This is a genomic window from Neorhizobium sp. PAMB6716 (genome assembly GCF_058242805.1).
The window spans coordinates 3,590,924-3,608,153 of record NZ_CM177835.1 but is presented as its reverse complement, the minus strand read 5'-3'; the positions used below and the strand labels follow the sequence as shown (position 1 = coordinate 3,608,153).

General features: G+C 60.7%; 16 protein-coding genes and 2 riboswitches. Of the genes, 9 read left to right on the top strand and 7 right to left on the bottom strand.

Annotated features, from left to right (window positions below):
• Window positions 1–39 precede the first annotated feature (39 nt).
• Window positions 40–1,092 carry an agmatinase gene (gene speB / locus AC4CWH_RS17415; protein ID WP_491319698.1) on the top strand — a complete coding sequence of 351 codons (1,053 nt, stop codon included), beginning with the start codon at window positions 40–42 and terminating at the stop codon, window positions 1,090–1,092.
• Between the two features lie 50 nt (window positions 1,093–1,142).
• On the opposite strand, the gene AC4CWH_RS17410 is transcribed toward speB, so the two are convergent.
• The 4 genes from AC4CWH_RS17410 to AC4CWH_RS17395 all read right to left on the bottom strand — a co-directional run bounded on the left by AC4CWH_RS17410 (window position 1,143) and on the right by AC4CWH_RS17395 (window position 5,399).
• On the bottom strand, window positions 1,143–2,162 hold the full coding sequence (locus AC4CWH_RS17410) for an aldose epimerase family protein (RefSeq protein ID WP_491319697.1): 1,020 nt from the start codon (window positions 2,160–2,162) through the stop codon (window positions 1,143–1,145).
• 77 nt (window positions 2,163–2,239) lie between these two features.
• Window positions 2,240–3,421: a vWA domain-containing protein gene (locus tag AC4CWH_RS17405; RefSeq protein ID WP_491319696.1), complete on the bottom strand. Its 1,182-nt coding sequence runs from the start codon at window positions 3,419–3,421 to the stop codon at window positions 2,240–2,242.
• 14 nt (window positions 3,422–3,435) lie between these two features.
• Window positions 3,436–4,356 carry a homoserine O-acetyltransferase MetA gene (metA, locus tag AC4CWH_RS17400; RefSeq protein ID WP_491283314.1) on the bottom strand — a complete coding sequence of 307 codons (921 nt, stop codon included), beginning with the start codon at window positions 4,354–4,356 and terminating at the stop codon, window positions 3,436–3,438.
• Window positions 4,357–4,421: 65 nt separating this feature from the next.
• A riboswitch (SAM riboswitch) is annotated at window positions 4,422–4,499 on the bottom strand.
• Window positions 4,500–4,559: 60 nt separating this feature from the next.
• Window positions 4,560–5,399, bottom strand: coding sequence for an AAA family ATPase (locus tag AC4CWH_RS17395; protein WP_491319695.1), 840 nt, complete (start codon window positions 5,397–5,399; stop codon window positions 4,560–4,562).
• Between the two features lie 393 nt (window positions 5,400–5,792).
• Here AC4CWH_RS17395 and AC4CWH_RS17390 point away from each other — a divergent pair, with 393 nt between their 5' ends.
• The 8 genes from AC4CWH_RS17390 (at window position 5,793) to AC4CWH_RS17355 (ending at window position 14,561) form a co-directional block, all read left to right on the top strand.
• Window positions 5,793–5,930, top strand: a complete 138-nt coding sequence (locus AC4CWH_RS17390) for a hypothetical protein (RefSeq protein ID WP_491283312.1) — start codon at window positions 5,793–5,795, stop codon at window positions 5,928–5,930.
• A 222-nt stretch (window positions 5,931–6,152) separates the two neighbouring features.
• Window positions 6,153–6,806 carry a thiamine diphosphokinase gene (locus tag AC4CWH_RS17385; RefSeq protein ID WP_491319694.1) on the top strand — a complete coding sequence of 218 codons (654 nt, stop codon included), beginning with the start codon at window positions 6,153–6,155 and terminating at the stop codon, window positions 6,804–6,806.
• Window positions 6,807–6,814: 8 nt separating this feature from the next.
• Entirely contained in the window at window positions 6,815–8,638 is a 1,824-nt protein-coding gene (locus AC4CWH_RS17380) for an ABC-F family ATP-binding cassette domain-containing protein (RefSeq protein ID WP_491319693.1), read from the top strand.
• A gap of 149 nt (window positions 8,639–8,787) precedes the next feature.
• Entirely contained in the window at window positions 8,788–9,240 is a 453-nt protein-coding gene (locus AC4CWH_RS17375) for a response regulator (RefSeq protein ID WP_491283309.1), read from the top strand.
• Between the two features lie 61 nt (window positions 9,241–9,301).
• Window positions 9,302–9,412: riboswitch (TPP riboswitch) on the top strand.
• A gap of 42 nt (window positions 9,413–9,454) precedes the next feature.
• A complete protein-coding gene (gene thiB, locus AC4CWH_RS17370; protein ID WP_491319692.1) occupies window positions 9,455–10,468 on the top strand; it encodes a thiamine ABC transporter substrate binding subunit in 1,014 nt (337 codons plus the stop codon).
• Window positions 10,469–10,471: 3 nt separating this feature from the next.
• Window positions 10,472–12,088, top strand: coding sequence for a thiamine/thiamine pyrophosphate ABC transporter permease ThiP (locus tag AC4CWH_RS17365; RefSeq protein WP_491319691.1), 1,617 nt, complete (start codon window positions 10,472–10,474; stop codon window positions 12,086–12,088).
• A complete protein-coding gene (locus AC4CWH_RS17360; RefSeq protein ID WP_491319690.1) occupies window positions 12,085–12,744 on the top strand; it encodes a thiamine ABC transporter ATP-binding protein in 660 nt (219 codons plus the stop codon). Before AC4CWH_RS17365 ends, AC4CWH_RS17360 begins: the two co-directional genes overlap by 4 nt.
• A 275-nt stretch (window positions 12,745–13,019) precedes the next feature.
• Window positions 13,020–14,561, top strand: a complete 1,542-nt coding sequence (locus AC4CWH_RS17355; protein ID WP_491319689.1) for a M48 family metalloprotease — start codon at window positions 13,020–13,022, stop codon at window positions 14,559–14,561.
• Between the two features lie 19 nt (window positions 14,562–14,580).
• Here the strand turns inward: AC4CWH_RS17355 and AC4CWH_RS17350 are convergent, their stop codons facing one another.
• The 3 genes from AC4CWH_RS17350 to fdxA form a co-directional block, all read right to left on the bottom strand.
• Window positions 14,581–15,444 carry an RNA polymerase factor sigma-32 gene (locus AC4CWH_RS17350; protein WP_491319688.1) on the bottom strand — a complete coding sequence of 288 codons (864 nt, stop codon included), beginning with the start codon at window positions 15,442–15,444 and terminating at the stop codon, window positions 14,581–14,583.
• Between the two features lie 295 nt (window positions 15,445–15,739).
• On the bottom strand, window positions 15,740–16,312 hold the full coding sequence (locus AC4CWH_RS17345) for a CarD family transcriptional regulator (RefSeq protein ID WP_491283303.1): 573 nt from the start codon (window positions 16,310–16,312) through the stop codon (window positions 15,740–15,742).
• A gap of 361 nt (window positions 16,313–16,673) precedes the next feature.
• Window positions 16,674–17,012, bottom strand: coding sequence for a ferredoxin FdxA (gene fdxA / locus AC4CWH_RS17340; RefSeq protein WP_491283302.1), 339 nt, complete (start codon window positions 17,010–17,012; stop codon window positions 16,674–16,676).
• Window positions 17,013–17,230 lie beyond the last annotated feature (218 nt).

Here is a 17,230-nt window from a genome sequence, read left to right as displayed (position 1 = left end):
CCGGCAGTGGATGCCGGCAATTGATGAAAGAGACAGACCATGACTTGGACCCCGGACAAACTGGACGCCCTGCGCGCCAAATACGCAGAAAGCGAAAGCGGCGAGATCTTTGATTCGGCCTTTGCCAAGGTGGGCGAGAAGATCTTTCGCAATGGCACGCGTGCCGCCCCTTATGCGGGCGTGCCGACGTTCCTGTCGGCCCCCTACCAGCCGGTCGAGGCAGACAATCCGGATTTTGGCGATCTGCAGGTGGCAATCACCGGCGTGCCGATGGATCTTGGCGTGACCAACCGGCCGGGCTCCCGTTTCGGACCGCGCGCGCTGCGCACCATCGACCGCATCGGTCCTTACAACCACGTGCTCGGCTGCGCACCGGTGTTTGACCTCAAGGTTGCCGATATCGGCGATGTGCCGTTTCGCAGCCGCTACCGGCTGGAAATGAGCCATGACGACATCGAAAAGCGCTTTGGCCAGATCGTTGAGGCGGGTGTCCTTCCGCTGGCCGTCGGCGGCGATCATTCGATCACCCATCCGATCTTGAAGGCGGTGGGCAAGAGCCGGCCGGTCGGCCTGATCCATATCGACGCCCATTGCGACACCAGCGGCGCCTTCGACCAGACGAAATTCCACCATGGCGGCCCGTTCCGCAACGCGGTTCTGGATGGCGTTCTCGACCCGACGCGCACGATCCAGATCGGCATTCGCGGCTCTGCCGAATATCTCTGGGAGTTTTCCTATGAGAGCGGCATGACGGTGATCCACGCCGAGGAGGTGACCGGTCTCGGCATGCCCGCCATCATCGAGAAGGCAAAGGCGATCGTCGGCGATGGCCCGACCTATCTGTCCTTCGACATCGACAGCCTCGACCCGTCGTTTGCGCCGGGAACCGGCACACCGGAAGTGGGCGGCCTGACGACCCGCGAGGTGCTGGAACTGATCCGCGGCCTCAAAGGCATCAATCTCGTCGGTGCCGACGTGGTGGAAGTGGCGCCGCAATATGATGCGACTGCCAATACGGCTCATGCCGGTGCGCAGGTTCTGTTTGAGCTTTTGAGCCTGATGGTGTTCAGCCCGGCGCTGTCAAAGGCCTGAGCCGCGGTATTCCACCACCGCCCTTTTTTGAAAGGGCGGTGGTGACACCATCAGCTCTTGGAAAACACGTAGTCGGTTTCCTGGCGAAGCAGTTCGCCCGGACGCAGCACGGCGTTCGGGAAACCCTGGTGGTTGATGGCATCCGGCCAGATCTGCGTTTCCAGGCAGAGGCCCCCATAGGGCTGGTAAGGCTTGCCGGAGAGGCCCGGCACCGAGGGCACCAGCTTGAAGGCGCAATAAAGCTGCACGCCGGGTTCGGTGGTGCGCACTTCGAGCGACACACCGGAATTGACGCTGCGCACCAGCGCCACGGAGCGCTTTTCCACCCGCTCGCTGGACAGGCAATAATTGTGGTCGAAATCCACCTGTGCGCCATCGGCACCGGTGCGGGCAAGCGGCCCGAGCTGGCGCAGGTCCATCGCAGTTTCCTCGACCGGCACCAGAACGCCGGTCGGCACCTGCTGCTCGTCAAGCTCCAGATAATGGTCGGCGGCAATCATGATGTCATGGCCGAGAATATCTTCGCGGCCATCGAGGTTGAAATAGGTGTGCTGGCAGAGATTGGCAAGCGTCGGGGCGTCCGTCGCCGTCTCGTAGATAACGCTCAGAACACCCTCGTCCTTCAGCTCATAGGTGGCGGTCACGGTGCAGTTGCCGGGATAACCGCCGCGACCATCGGGATCGGTGACCTGCAGGATAACCTTGTTTTCTGCGTGCGCCACAATCGTCCAGTTGGTCTTGCCAAGGCCATCGCTGCCGCCATGCAGATGGGTGGTGCCCTGCTGGTTCAGGTCCAGCTGGTACTCCTTGCCATCCAGCGTGAAGTGGCCATGGCCGATGCGGTTTGCCACACGCCCGGGCGTTGCGCCAAAATAGGAGGAATGCAGCGGATAATCGGCAAAATTGTCAAAGCCCAGCACCAGCGGTTCTGCATGGCCATCAAGGCGCAGATCCTGGATGACGGCGCCCCAGGTCATCACATGGGCCGTCAGCCCGCCGCCGGAAATCTTGACCCGGTAGACGGTTTCGCCCTTGGGGGTGGTGCCGAAGATTTCGCCCTGTGTCGTCATGGTATCCGTCCTGCTCCTCATTCTCGTGCGGGCGCAAACTGCGCCATTTCCGGCAGCTTCGCAATGCTCGAAATACCTTAGCGCGACAGCAGGCGCGTTGCCTGCTCCAGCCCTTGCAGGGTGAGCGGAAACATGCGGTTTTCCAGAATGGAGCGCATCATCACAAGCGACTGGACATGCTCCCAATGGGCCTCCGGCACCGGATTGATCCAGGCGACATGGGCAAAATGGTCGGTCAGCCGGCGCATCCAGACGGAACCCGGCTCCTTGTTCCAGTGCTCGACAGAGCCGCCCGTATGGCTGATCTCATAGGGGCTCATGGTGGCATCGCCGACGAAGATCACCTTGTAGTCAGGGCCATAGCTGCGCAGGACATCCTCGACGGGCAGGCGCTCTGCGCGACGGCGGTTGTCGCGCCACACGCTTTCGTAAAGGCAATTGTGGAAATAGAAATGCTCGAGATGGCGAAACTCGGCACGGGCGGCAGAAAACAGCTCCTCGACCACCCGCACATGATCGTCCATCGACCCGCCGACATCGAAGAACATCAGGAGCTTGACGGCATTGCGCCGCTCCGGCCGGGTCTTGACGTCGAGATAGCCGTGTTCGGCGGTGGAGCGGATGGTGCTCGCCAGATCCAGCTCCTCGTCGGCGCCTTCGCGCACCCAGCGACGCAGGCGTTTCAACGCCACCTTGATGTTGCGCGTGCCGATCTCGCGGGCATCGTCGAAATCGCGAAATTCTCTGGCGTCCCAGACCTTCACCGCCTTACGGTGGCGCGAGGTTTCCTGCCCGATCCGCACGCCTTCCGGGTTATAGCCATAGGCGCCGAAGGGTGAGGTGCCGGCCGTGCCGATCCATTTGGAGCCGCCCTGATGGCGGCCCTCCTGTTCTTCCAGACGCTTTTTTAGCGTGTTCATCAGAGCATCAAAGCCGCCGAGCGCCTCGACCAGCGCCTTTTCCTCCGCCGTCAGGTGTTTCTCAGCAAGCTTGCGCAGCCAGTCTTCCGGCAGGTGTTCAGCCTTCACCGCATCCGGGCCGGACACAGCCTCGACACCCTTGAAATGGGTTGAAAACACCTGATCAAAGCGATCGATATAACGCTCATCTTTCACCAGCGTGGCGCGGGCGAGATAATAGAAGGCCTCGACATCGAACTCGGCAAGCCCCGCCTGCATTCCTTCCAGAAGCGCCAGGAACTCCCGAAGCGTCACGGGAATCCTTGCCTGCTTCAGCGCCAGAAAGAAGGGAATGAACACCGCGGGTCTCCGCCCTATCGCTTGCCGATATTCTCCAGATCATAAGGCGTGGTCTGGTACATCTCGTTGATCCAGTTGCCGAACAACAGGTGGGCATGGCTGCGCCAGCGGTTGAGCGGCGTCAGCGCCACATCGTTATGCGGAAAATAGTTATAGGGCATTTTGATCGGAACGCCGGCATTCACATCGCGAAAATACTCTTCTGCCAGCGAGGTGGAATCATATTCGACATGGTTGAACATGTAGAGCCGGTTGCCCTTTTTCTCATGCACCAGGCAGACGCCCATCTCGTCGGATTCCATCAGCAGTTCCAGCCCCGGCACGGTCTGGATGTCGGCGCGGCGCACTTCCGTCCAGCGCGACACCGGCACCTGGAAATCATCGGAAAAGCCGCTCAAATAAACGGAAGACGGCGAAAGATTGCGGTGGCGGTACACGCCAAACGCCTTTTCCTTCAGCTCGTGTTTGGGCACGCCATGGAAATGATAGATCGCGGCCATCGCACCCCAGCAGACATTCAGCGTCGAATGAACATTCGTTTCCGTCCAGTCGAAGATCTGGCGCATCTCGTCCCAATAGGTCACCTGCTCATACGGCAGCATTTCCACCGGCGCGCCGGTGATGATGAACCCGTCAAACTTGCGGTCCTTCACCTCGTCCCAGGTCTGGTAGAAGGAAAGGAGGTGTTCTTCCGAGGTGTTTTTCGCCTTATGGCCACCCACACGCACCAGTGAAAACTCCACCTGCAGCGGCGAGGCGCCGACAAGGCGGGCCATCTGCACTTCGGTGCGGATCTTGTTCGGCATGAGGTTCAACAGACCGATCTGCAGCGGGCGGATATCCTGACGCACCGCGGCCGTCTCGGTCATCACCCGCACACCTTCGTGCGTCAGTGCTTCGAAAGCGGGCAGCGTATCGGGGATCTTGATCGGCATGGTCTTCACTCGTCCAAAACAAAAAAACCGGCGGCGAAAATCGCAACCGGTCCGGGGGAAGTCTTTGAACGCTTCTCACGGCCCTTTAGCGACTTATTTAACGTGGCTGCAAGCCGGCCGGCCAAATCACCACGAGAGGCACTTTAAATAGGCGTTTCTTCTCTGCCCGTCAATCAGCGGGGAATTTCATGCTTTCTAACGTCCTACCGCTCCCGCCGCGCCATGAAGGCCATGCGCTCGAAAAGATGGACGTCCTGCTCGTTCTTCAACAGCGCACCATGCAGTCTGGGCAATGCCGTCTTCACATCGGCACCGAGATCCTCGGCATCGATATCGTCGGAGACGAGAAGCCGTATCCAGTCGAGTGCCTCCGATGTCGACGGCTTTTTCTTCAGGCCCGGCATTTCGCGGATTTCATAGAAACGGGTGAGCGCTGCGCGCAGCAGCGACGGTTTGATACCGGGATAATGCACCTCAACGATGCGAGCGAGCGTATCGGCATCGGGAAAGCGGATATAGTGGAAGAAACAGCGGCGCAAAAACGCATCCGGCAGTTCCTTCTCGTTGTTGGAGGTGATGATGACGATGGGGCGAACCTCTGCTTTCACCGTCTCGCCGGTCTCGTAGACATGAAACTCCATGCGGTCGAGTTCCTGCAGAAGATCGTTTGGAAACTCGATATCGGCCTTGTCGATCTCGTCGATCAGCAGCACCTGCTTTTCGCCGGCGGCAAAAGCCTGCCACAGTTTTCCGCGCCGGATATAATGGGCGATGTCGTTGACGCGGGGATCGCCAAGCTGGCTGTCGCGCAGGCGCGAGACGGCGTCATATTCGTAAAGCCCCTGCTGGGCGCGTGTGGTGGATTTTACGTTCCATTCGATGATCGGCAGGCCAAGCGAAAGCGCGATCTGGCGGGCAAGTTCCGTCTTGCCGGTGCCGGGTTCGCCCTTCACCAGAAGCGGGCGCTCCAGCCGGATGGCAGCATTGACGGCGACCATCAGGTCCTTGTCGGCGATATAGTCGTCGGTTCCGGTAAACTGCATGGACCTCATTCCCGGTTCGGCCAGCCTTTAGCGGCCAAGGTCGGCTTTGGCGCCAAGAGGTAAAGAGCGGGCGCCGCCTTCGCAAGAAAGAAAGGCCAAAGATCGCGATCGCCGTTTAAAAAATGTGCTTGTGTTCAGCCACAGTTCTGACACGCTAACAGGCGCAAAGTTTTGATGCTTCGCCTTTCCGACCGAGACAGGAGAGGCGACCGGCAAAGACAGCATTTTATATCTTCTGCTTCCCGACCGGGCTTGCCTGGTCACCCGACCGCCCCGATGCCGTGGCCCGTTTCAAAAGGCCTCCCACCCCGGGACGAGCGTTCTTGCATGATCTGTTTTCATCCGCATCACCACCGCCGCAGCGCATGAGCCTGCGCAACAAGGAAGCATCCCATGGCCAAAGGTCAGGTCCGTTCGAACCGCGAAGTCAGAAAGCCGAAGAAGGACAAGGAAAAGCCTTCGGCAGCGCCGACATCCACCTTCACCACACAGTTGAAGGGTGCGGCTGCCGCAAGCCCGAAGAAGCGTTGACACTGGGCGGCGGCGGGCCAGCGCATCGAGCGTGCCCGCCCCGCACGCCAAGCCTTGGTGGACGCACGCCTGCCCCCGCCCTCTTGGCCCCAAGACCGCAAAACCCCATCGCCTTGCCTCCCGCCTTCAGCCCTTAAAGGACGCGCGCGCAGATGACGTGGCGGCGGTCCGTGCATCATAGGGCTTTTGCTTTTGGCGGAAGATGCGCTAAGGGCATGACCCATGAGCCCATCCACCTTTACCCTTCTGCTTGGCGGCAGCCTGACCGCGACGGAGCGTTTAAGCGCGCTGATCGCCGGCAGCCGCGTGATTGCCGCCGATAGCGGCATGCGCCATGCAAAATCGCTGAACCTCACGCCGGAGCTTTGGGTGGGCGATTTTGATTCCGCCGATGCCGCGCTGCGGGAAAGCTATCGCCAGGTGGAGCGCCATTCCTATCCCGCGACCAAGGCTGCAACCGATGGCGAAATTGCCGTTGCCGAAGCTTTGGCGCGCGGTGCTGAGCGACTAATTCTCGTCGGCGCCCTTGGCGGCGAACGCTCCGACCATGCGTTGCAACATACCCTGCACGGTCTGTCTCTTGCCGAAGCCGGGCTGGAGGTGATGCTGACCTCCGGCGAGGAAGAAGCCTATCCACTGATCAGCGGTGACCAGATGGAACTGGAACTGCCCAGGGGCTCGCTGTTTTCCGTGCTCGGCTTCAGCGACCTCGAGGGACTGACCCTTTCCAACGTCCGTTACCCGCTCACCGATTTTTCCCTGACATTCGGCTCGTCGCGCACCATATCCAATGTTGCGCAGGGCCCGATCTCGATCTCGCTCGGACAAGGGCGCGCGCTGCTGATGGCCCGCCCCTATGACCTGACCGGAGCCTAAGGAACCAGATGGCACCCCCGATTCTCAAGCTCGACGACATTTATCTGAGTTTTGGCGGCGCGCCGCTGCTCAATGGCGCCAATTTTCAGGTGGAACCGGGCGACCGCATCTGCCTTGTCGGGCGCAACGGCTCGGGCAAGTCGACGCTGATGAAGATTGCCGCAGGCCTTGTCGAGGCGCAATCCGGCGAGGTTTTTCGCCATCCGTCCTCGACCATCCGCTATCTTGAACAGGCGCCGGATTTCGGCAGCCACACCACCGTTCAAGCCTATGCCGAAGCGGGGCTTGGCCCCGGTGACGATCCCTACCGGGTGACCTATCTTCTCGAGCATCTTGGCCTTTCCGGCCAGGAGGATCCCGCGCGGCTCTCCGGTGGCGAAGCCCGCCGCGCAGCCCTTGCGCGCGTGATGGCGCCGGAGCCGGATATCCTGATGCTGGACGAGCCGACCAACCATCTCGATCTTCCCACCATCGAATGGCTGGAAGGCGAGTTGCAGAAAACGCGAAGCGCGCTTGTGGTGATCTCGCATGACCGACGTTTTCTCGAAAAGGTCTCCACCGCCACCGTCTGGCTCGATCGCGGCCTGTCGCGGCGCCTTGCGCGCGGTTTTGCCTTCTTTGAAGAATGGCGCGACAAGGTGCTGGAAGAGGAAGAGCTTGAGCAGCACAAGCTCGGCAAGCAGATCGAGCGCGAGGAACACTGGCTGCGTTATGGCGTGACGGCAAGGCGCAAGCGCAACATGCGCCGCCTCGGCAACCTGCAGAGCCTGCGCGCCGATTACCGTGGCCACAAGGGGCCGCAGGGCAGTATTCAGGCATCGGCCACCGAGGGCAAAGAAAGCGGCAAGCTGGTCATCGAGGCCGAAGGTATTACCAAGCGTTATGGCGACCGACAGATCGTGGCGCCGTTTTCGATCCGCGTCCATCGCGGCGACCGGATCGGCCTTGTCGGCCCCAATGGTGCTGGCAAGACGACGCTTCTGAAGATGCTGACCGGCCAACTGGAGCAGGATGAGGGCACGATCAAGCTCGGCACCAATCTGGAGATTGCAACGCTCGACCAGAAGCGCGAGGACCTGAACCTCGAGGATACGCTCAGCCACTACCTCACCGACGGGCGCGGCGAGAGCCTGCTGGTGAACGGCGAACAGCGCCACGTGGCCGGCTACATGAAGGATTTCCTGTTCCAGCCGGAGCAGATGCGCACGCCGATCAAGAACCTCTCCGGCGGCGAGCGCGCGCGCCTGATGCTGGCCCGCATGATGGCAAAGCCCTCGAACCTTCTGATCCTCGACGAACCCACCAACGACCTCGATATCGAGACGCTGGATCTCCTGCAGGAAATCGTTGCCGGCTATAACGGCACCGTCATTCTTGTGAGCCATGACCGTGACTTCCTCGACCGCACGGTCACCTCCACCATCGCGCCCGCAACGCCCGAGGCGCCGGATGGACGCTGGATCGAATATGCCGGCGGCTATACGGACATGATGGCGCAGCGCAAGGGCGTGCTGGACGAGAAGCGCCGGGCGGAAAAGGCCCGCACGGAAGCAGCCGGTCCTTCGCAAACCTCGACGGATGCGCCGAAGAACAAGGCAAAACTGTCCTTCAAGCAGAAATTCGCGCTGGAAAACCTGCCCAAGGAAATGGCGAAGATCGAAACCGATATTGCCGCCCGCGAAAAGACCATGGCCGACCCGAACCTGTTTTCCAAGGACGCCGCCGCCTTCAACCGCATCGCCGCGGAATTGGAGAAGCTGCGGGAAAGGCTTGCGAAAATGGAAGAGGAATGGCTGGAACTTGAAATGCTGCGCGAGGAGCTTGAAGGCTGAGCTTAATCTATTCTTAAGTTTAACAAAGTCTTAGCGCCAAGAAATATCGTCAGATCCCGGAACAATTCCCAAAACGGCACGTTCGATCGATCACAAGGCTTTCATGACTGTTCGAGAGCCCTGCGTACCGATCAACAAAGGGAAATCCCATGTCGGCATCTGTAGTGCGTCGTCGGCTGGCAAATGCAGCCATGAAACAAAGAGTATTGATCGTCGAGGACGAGTTTCTGATTGCCCTCGACATGGCAGATACAATCGAAGGCATGGGGCTGACCGTCAGCGGATTTGCAAGCGGGCGCGCTCATGCCCTTGCCCATGCACCCTATATCGATATCGCGCTCGTCGACGTCAATTTGTCGGATGGCGCGACCGGTCCGTCCATCGGCCGTGAGCTGTCGGAGCGCTACGGAGTGACCGTGATCTTCATGACGGCCAATCCCGAGCAGTTGCGGTGCGACATCGGCCGCGCGCTTGGTGTGCTGACCAAACCCGTCATGCCACATGTGGTCGAGCAATCGGTGGATTATGCCATCGCCAACCGCCTTGGTGGCATTGCAGCGGTGCCGCGCGAGTTGCAGGTGTTTCCGCAGGCCGCCGCCTGATCGATATGCGTCGTGATGTGCGCACGACTTGCCAAGCCTCTTTCGTACCGCTAAATCTTCGCCTGCTCTAACGGGGTGCAACGGCTGCAAGGCCATAGCTGAGAGACGGAAACGTCAACCCGCGGAACCTGATCCGGCTAACACCGGCGGAGGGATTAGACGGCTCGCATCCAGCGCCTGTTCTCCCTGTGTTGATCAAACGAAGGAGGCGCCGATGCGCATATTGCTGTCCACCACATTTGCGGTGATTGCCGCGCTCGGATTTTCGCTGCCCGCTTCGGCTGCGGAGAAAAAGACGCTGACCGTCTATACCTATGAAAGCTTCATGTCCGACTGGGGCCCCGGCCCCAAGGTCAAGGCCGCCTTCGAAAAGACCTGCGATTGCACGGTAAACTTTGTCGCCGTGGCCGATGGCGTGGCGCTTTTGACGCGCCTCAAGCTTGAGGGCGCCTCTTCCGAGGCGGATGTGGCGCTGGGTCTCGATACCAATCTCATCCAGGAAACCAAGGACACCGGCCTGTTCGACGCCCACGGCATCGACACGAGCGCCGCGTCCATTCCCGGCGGCTTTTGCGATGATGTGTTCGTGCCCTATGATTACGGACATTTCGCCGTGGTCTATGACACTGACACGATCAAGAACCCGCCGAAGAGCCTGAAGGACCTGGTCGAAGGCGATCCGTCGCAGAAGATCGCCATCGAGGATCCGCGCACGTCCACGCCGGGGCTTGGGCTGCTGCTCTGGGTCAAGTCGGTCTATGGCGATCAGGCGCCAGAGGCCTGGGCGAAGCTGAAAAACCGCATTCTGACCGTCACACCGGGCTGGTCGGAGGCCTATGGCCTCTTTACCAAGGGCGAGGCACCGATGGTGTTTTCCTATGTCACCTCGCCTGCCTACCACATGATGGAGGAAAAGACGGAGCGTTATCAGGCAGCGGTGTTTTCCGAAGGCCATTACATCCAGATCGAAGTGTCCGGTCGTCTGAAGGCCTCCAAAAACCCCGAGCTTGCGCAGAAATTCCTCTCTTTCACCCTGTCGCCGGACTTTCAGGCGATCATTCCAACCACCAACTGGATGATGCCCGCCGCCAAGCCCGCAGAGCCGCCACCTCCAGTGTTTTCCAAGCTGGTGCAGCCGGCAAAGACCTTCCTGATGAGCCCTGAGGACGTGGCAAAGAACCGCGATGCCTGGATCCGCGAATGGCTTGGCGCCATGAGCATGAACTGATCCATGCTGAGCCACGCGCAACGGCGGCAGGCATTGGCGGCAGGCGCGACAAGCCTTGCCGGCGTGGCGCTTTTTGTCGTGCTGCCGGTGACGGCCTTGCTGTCGACCGCGCCCGCCTCCTCGTCGCAAGACGGGTTTTTTGACGGCTATACGGCAAGCCTTCTGCGCTTCACGCTTCTACAGGCCGGTCTGTCAACGTTTCTCTCCATTCTTCTCGCCGTGCCGGTGGCGCTGGCTCTTGCACGGCGGCCGGCCTTTTTCCTGCGCATCTGGATTGTCAGGCTGATGGCCGTGCCCATGGGCCTGCCGGTTCTGATCGGTGCGCTCGGCCTCATCGGCATTTTTGGCCGCCAGGGCCTGTTCAACCGGTTGCTGGCATTGGCCGGCGTGGAACAGCCGGTCAGCATCTACGGTCTCTCGGGCATCCTGATTGCGCATGTATTCTTCAACCTGCCGCTGGCCTGCCGGCTGATGCTTTCAGGACTGGAGCGGCTGCCCGGCGAATATTGGCGGCTCTCGGCAAGCCTTGGCATGCGCCCGTTCTCCATCTTCCGCTTCATTGAGGGACCGGCGCTCGCCCGCGTCATTCCAGGCGCTGCCGGCCTCGTTTTCATGCTCTGCGCCACCAGTTTCACGCTGGTTCTGATGCTGGGCGGCGGGCCGGCGGCGACCACGCTGGAAGTGGCGATCTATCAGTCGCTGCGCTTCGACTTCAATCCGGCGCGCGCCGTTGCCCTTTCGCTCCTGCAGATCGGCCTGACGGCCGTGGTGCTCTTCATCATCAGCCGGCTTCCGCCCGCAGACATCGCAGGCGTCGGCGAAGGACGCGCCAGCCGCCGTTTTGACGGACGCAGCCTTCTGGCAAGGTTTTACGATGCCGGCATCATTGCCGCGGCGACGCTGTTTCTCGTGCTGCCGCTCGGTGCCGTCGTCGTTGCGGGGCTGAAGGCCGACCTGTTGAAACTGGTCACCATGCCGGCCTTCCGGCAGGCGGCATTTACCAGCCTTGCCATTGCGATCTCGGCCGGTCTGCTCTCCATCCTCGTATCGCTCGGCATTATCGCCGCGCGTGCCGCCATTGCCGATATGAGACGCCCGCCCCGCCCCCTCAAGGCCTTTTCCGCAGCACTTTCGGGCATGTCTTCGCTGGTGCTTCTGGTGCCGCCGGTGGTGCTGGGCACCGGCTGGTTCCTGTTGATCCGGCCGCATGCCGATGTCACCCGCGCCGCGCCGCTGCTGATTGCCGCCATCAACATGCTGATGGCGCTGCCCTTCGTCATGCGGGTTCTGGCGCCGGCGTTTGAGACCCATGCCGCCAGCACCGGCCGGCTTGGCGCAAGCCTTGGCCTCTCAGGCTTTTCACGCTTCCGGTTGGTCGACTGGCCGGTGCTTGCCCGCCCGCTCATGATGGCGTTGTCCTTTGCCATGGCGCTGTCGCTCGGGGATCTGGGAGCGGTCGCCCTCTTCGGCTCGCAGGATCTCACCACACTGCCCTACCTCGTCTATAGCCGGCTTGGCAGCTACCGGACGAATGACGCCGATGGTCTGGCGCTGATTCTGGGCGTGATCTGCCTGGCCCTCACTGCCCTTGGCACCGCCGGCCACCGGAGGCAGACATGACGCCGAGCGACATATCTTCCGCGGCCGTGGAATTTCGCGATGTCAGGCTGTCGCTCGGAACGGCCCGTTTTCATTTCGACTGCCGGATCGAAAAGGGACGCATCACCGCCGTGACCGGACCGTCTGGATCCGGCAAATCGACGCTGCTCAATCTCGTGGCCGGCTTCGAGACGCCGGACAGCGGTCGGGTGCTTTTGTCGGGCAAGGACATGTCTGGGGTGCATCCGGGGCAGCGGCCGTTATCGCTGGTCTTTCAGGACAACAACCTGTTTGCCCATCTCGATCTCTTCACCAATATCGGTCTTGGCATTCATCCGGCGCTGAAGCTTTCGCCGGGCGATCGGCGCGCGGTGTCGGATGCGCTGCAACGGGTAGGCCTTGCCGGATACGAGACGCGAAAGCCCGGCACGCTCTCGGGCGGCGAGCGGCAAAGGGCAGCCTTTGCGCGGGCACTGGTGCGCAAACGCCCGCTCCTTCTCCTTGATGAGCCGTTTGCCGCTCTCGATCCCGCCCTTCGGCTTTCCATGGCAGACCTGCTGCTGGACCTGCATCGCGAAAGCCGCAACACGATCCTGATCGTTACCCATGACCGGGACGAGGTGGCGCGGTTGGCCGACTGCGTGCTCTCGGTGGAAAACGGCACTATTCATCCGTAGGCCGGCCCCGGGAATGTCCGGCATACACGCGGCAATCGTATCAGCAAATTTGACAGCCCGTCATAAAGCGTCAATCAATTCGCCACATTTTAGACGTGCGGCAGTGCGATGCCGCAATGCGAAAGAGGGCTGGAATGATTGTCTGTGAGCGCTTGTGTTCTATCTGAAGAGAGGACAAAACGAGAATCACGCGCAATTGCCCCACCCGCAGCGAACGCAGACCAGAGCGGCAGGGGCAAAGGCCGCACGATGCGCCGGATGGCGGGCTTGGACGAATGACGGTTCCAACTGAACGGACGACGATGACAGCGCTGGACCCGGCTTGCAGGAAACGTGCAGGCCAGGGGGCGCGTGGGATACGCGCCCTTGCCGCACTGTTTGCCGCAGCAACGCTTCTCTCGGGCTGCCAGTCGGTGATCGACCAGACCTATCAGGCCAATGTCAAACCCTCGGCCAATCCGCAGATCGTCGATGAGGTGCAGAAGAACGATCCGCGCGCCCAGATGGGTGCCCGCGAGCATCCGCGCATCGTCGCAAGTTATGGCGGCCAGTATCACGATGCCAAGACGGAACGGCTGGTCGCACGTATTGCCGGCGCTCTCACCGCCGTCTCGGAAAATCCCAACCAGTCCTATCGCATCACCATCCTGAATTCGCCCGCCATCAACGCCTTTGCGCTGCCCGGCGGTTATCTCTACGTGACGCGCGGCCTGCTGGCGCTTGCCAATGATGCTTCGGAAGTGGCCGCCGTTCTCAGCCACGAAATGGCGCATGTCACGGCCAATCACGGCATCGAGCGCCAGAAGCGCGAGGAAGCCGAAGTGATTGCCAGCCGCGTGGTGGCCGAGGTTCTCTCAAGCGATCTGGCCGGCAAACAGGCGCTGGCACGCGGCAAACTGCGGCTTGCCGCCTTCTCCCGCCAGCAGGAACTACAGGCAGACGTGATCGGCGTGCGCATGCTCGGCGAAGCCGGTTATGATCCCTATGCTGCCGCCCGTTTTCTCGATTCCATGTCTGCCTATGCGCGTTATTCATCCGCTGACCCGGATACAGACCAGAGCCTCGACTTTCTCTCCAGCCATCCAAACGCTCCGCAGCGCGTGGAGCTTGCCCGCCAGCACGCCCGTGCCTTCGGCCAGGAAGGCACGGTGGGCGACAAGGGCCGCGACTATTACCTGACCGGTATAGACGGTCTTCTTTATGGTGACAGCCCGGAAGAGGGCTATGTGCGCAACGAAACCTTCCTCCATGCGGGCCTTGGCATCCGTTTCGACGTGCCGGAAGGTTTTCGCATCGACAACAAGGTGGAAGCGGTTCTTGCGACCGGGCCTGACGAGACCGCCATCCGCTTTGATGGCGTGCAGGCGACCGATGCGAACCAGAGCCTTTCGAACTACCTGACGAGTGGCTGGGTGGCTGGGCTTCAGCCGGAAACCGTGCGGGAAACCACGATCAACGGTCTGCCGGCGGCAACCGCCAAGGCCTCTGCGGAACGGTGGGATTTCGACGTTACCGTTATCAGGCTCGACAAGCAGCTGTTCCGTTTCCTCACGGCCGTGCCGAAGGGCAGCACCTCGCTTGAGGCAACCGCCGATACCATGCGGCGCACCTTCCGGCGCATGACGCCGCAGGAGGCTGCCGAATTGCGGCCGCTTCGCGTGCGGGTCGTCACCGTGCAGCCGGGCGACAATATCACCACCATGGCTGCCCGCATGATGGGCACCGATCGCAAGCTCGATATGTTCAAGATGATCAATGCGCTGCCAACAGGCGCGTCGATCCTGCCCGGCCAGCGGGTCAAGATCATTTCCGAATAGGGTTCGAGACGGGCCTGCCTCAGCAGGCCTCCGCCATTTGCGGATTGTTGGTAACCAAAGCCGATTTCAGTTTTTCGATCGCCCGGCTTTCGATCTGGCGCACGCGTTCCTTGGAAATTCCAAGTTCGGCACCGAGCGCTTCCAGCGTTGCCCCGTCATCGGTCAGGCGGCGGGCGCGAATAATCTTCTTTTCGCGGTCGTTGAGCTTGGTGAGGGCCCCCTGCAGCCATTTCAGGCGGCGTTCGCCATCAATCATGAACGAGACCTGCTCATCCGGCAGCGGTTCTGCACTTTCCAGCATGTCGAGCCTTTCGCCACTGTCATTGTCGCCGGCAATCGAGGGCGCCTGCAGCGAGGCATCATTGCCGGACAGGCGGGCATCCATGGTCTGCACGTCGGCGAGGCTGACGCCAAGGGCGGTTGCGATCTCCTCATGGATATCCTGGGCAGTCTTGGTATTGCCGCCGCGCGCAAGCTTGGCGCGCAGCCGGCGCAGGTTAAAGAACAACGCCTTCTGGGCAGAACTGGTGCCGCCCCGGACAATCGACCAGTTGCGCAGGATATAGTCCTGCATGGAGGCGCGGATCCACCAGCTGGCATAGGTCGAAAATCGCACATCGCGTGACGGTTCAAACCTTGCCGCCGCTTCCAGCAGCCCTACATAACCTTCTTGTACAAGGTCACTCATCGGCAGGCCGAATCCGCGGAACTTGGAGGCCATGGCGATAACGAGACGCATATGGGCAAGCGCGATCTGGTTGCGGGCATCCCGGTCCTGACCGTCTTTCCAGCGCACGGCGAGATTGCGCTCTTCCTCGCGCGCCAGATAAGGCGCAGCCATGGCGATCTTGATCATATTGCGGTCTGCGGACATGGCATTCATTGCGCTCTCCATGAAACTGTTTGACCAGACAAAGGCGCATGGACCCCAGAACCTTCCACCTCTTGCGGCCAAAAGGCCGGTCGGGCGGACAGCATCAGCGGCATGCCTCTTTGCTCCCCTCGTTCAACTCAGGTGGAGAGGGCGCAGCCCTTCCCCTGTCTCGACACGGCAAAGGCAGCTTCAAGAGGCCGCATTTTTCGCCGTACCGGCGGGTGAACGCGTGCACGGTCAAAAAGTTCCAACAAAAAACCCGGCTTTCGCCGGGCTTTTTCAGGTGAGTGCAGGATGAAACCGCTCAGGCGGCTTCTTCTTCGTGCGAATCTTCCTCGTCGAGAACCTTGCTGCGCTTCGGCCCCTTGGCGAGGTTGGCTTCGATCAGGCGAACCGATTCCGTATCCGACATCTTGTTGACGGCTGCGATTTCGCGCGCCATGCGATCAAGGGCAGCCTCATAAAGCTGGCGCTCGGAATAGGATTGCTCCGGCTGATTTTCGGCACGGTAAAGATCGCGCACGACTTCAGCGATGGAGATCAGGTCGCCGGAATTGATCTTGGCATCATATTCCTGTGCGCGACGCGACCACATGGTACGCTTGACGCGGGCCTTGCCCTGGACAACCTTCAAGGCACGCTCGACGAAGTCGGTTTCGGACAGCTTGCGCATGCCGATGCTGACGGCCTTGGCGACCGGCACCTTGAGGCGCATCTTGTCCTTCTCGAAATCGATCACGAACAGTTCGAGCTTCATACCAGCGACTTCCTGTTCTTCGATGGCCGTGATAGTGCCCACTCCATGCGCCGGGTAAACGATCGCTTCACCGGTCTTGAAACCATGGCGCGCTGAAGATTTTTTCTGCTGGGTCGTCATTCGTTTAACAAACTCCCTGTTACGCACCCGGTCTTCCGGGACCGGGGCCGGGTCAGTCAGGCCCGGATGAGACGGGGGAACCGTCGGTGACTCCATACTGGTCCAACGAACGCGCACAAAAACAACACCTGATCGCGGACGGCGACGACAAATCCAAAGCTGGTTATGTCACGGGAACCGCGGCGGGTGCTCTGTTGCTTTCGTGATGTTTTTGGGCACGCGAGTGCCACTTTGTGGAACAGTTCTTGATGTCTACCACAAATATGGGAGGAAATCAATGATTTGCTTTCGCAGATGCACAGACGCAACGGTCGCGCCCATGCCTAATCGTTAAGCAATCGCAAAAATGGCGGCCCGGAGTTCAATCGCCCTTGCCCGGTTCCGGCGAGAAATACTGCTCGAACTTGTTCTCGACGCCGTCCATTTCCTTGGCCTCGTCCATCGCGTCCCGCTTGACGGTGATGTTGGGCCAGACCTGCGCATATTCGGCATTGACCTTCAACCACTTGTCGAGACCCGGCTCGGTATCCGGCTTGATGGCTTCTGCGGGACATTCCGGCTCACAGACGCCGCAGTCGATGCATTCGTCGGGGTGGATGACCAGGAAGTTCTCACCCTCGTAGAAACAGTCGACCGGGCACACTTCGACGCAGTCGGTGTATTTGCAACGGATACAATTGTCGGTCACGACATACGTCATGAGGCACTCCAGTGATATCACGGTTCGTCGACATCAGCGGTGGGAGACGCCTGCCGACCGGGCGGAGCCGGATCATGGCCAAGCATACGAAAACGCGTGGCGTTCCCTCGCATGCGGCCCCAGCTTTTCTCCTGTGACTAATGGCTTTGATGCGGCTTAGCAAGAATAAACAATCTCGCAAATGCCGGCAAAAGAGATGGTTTATCCAATCTCGGCAA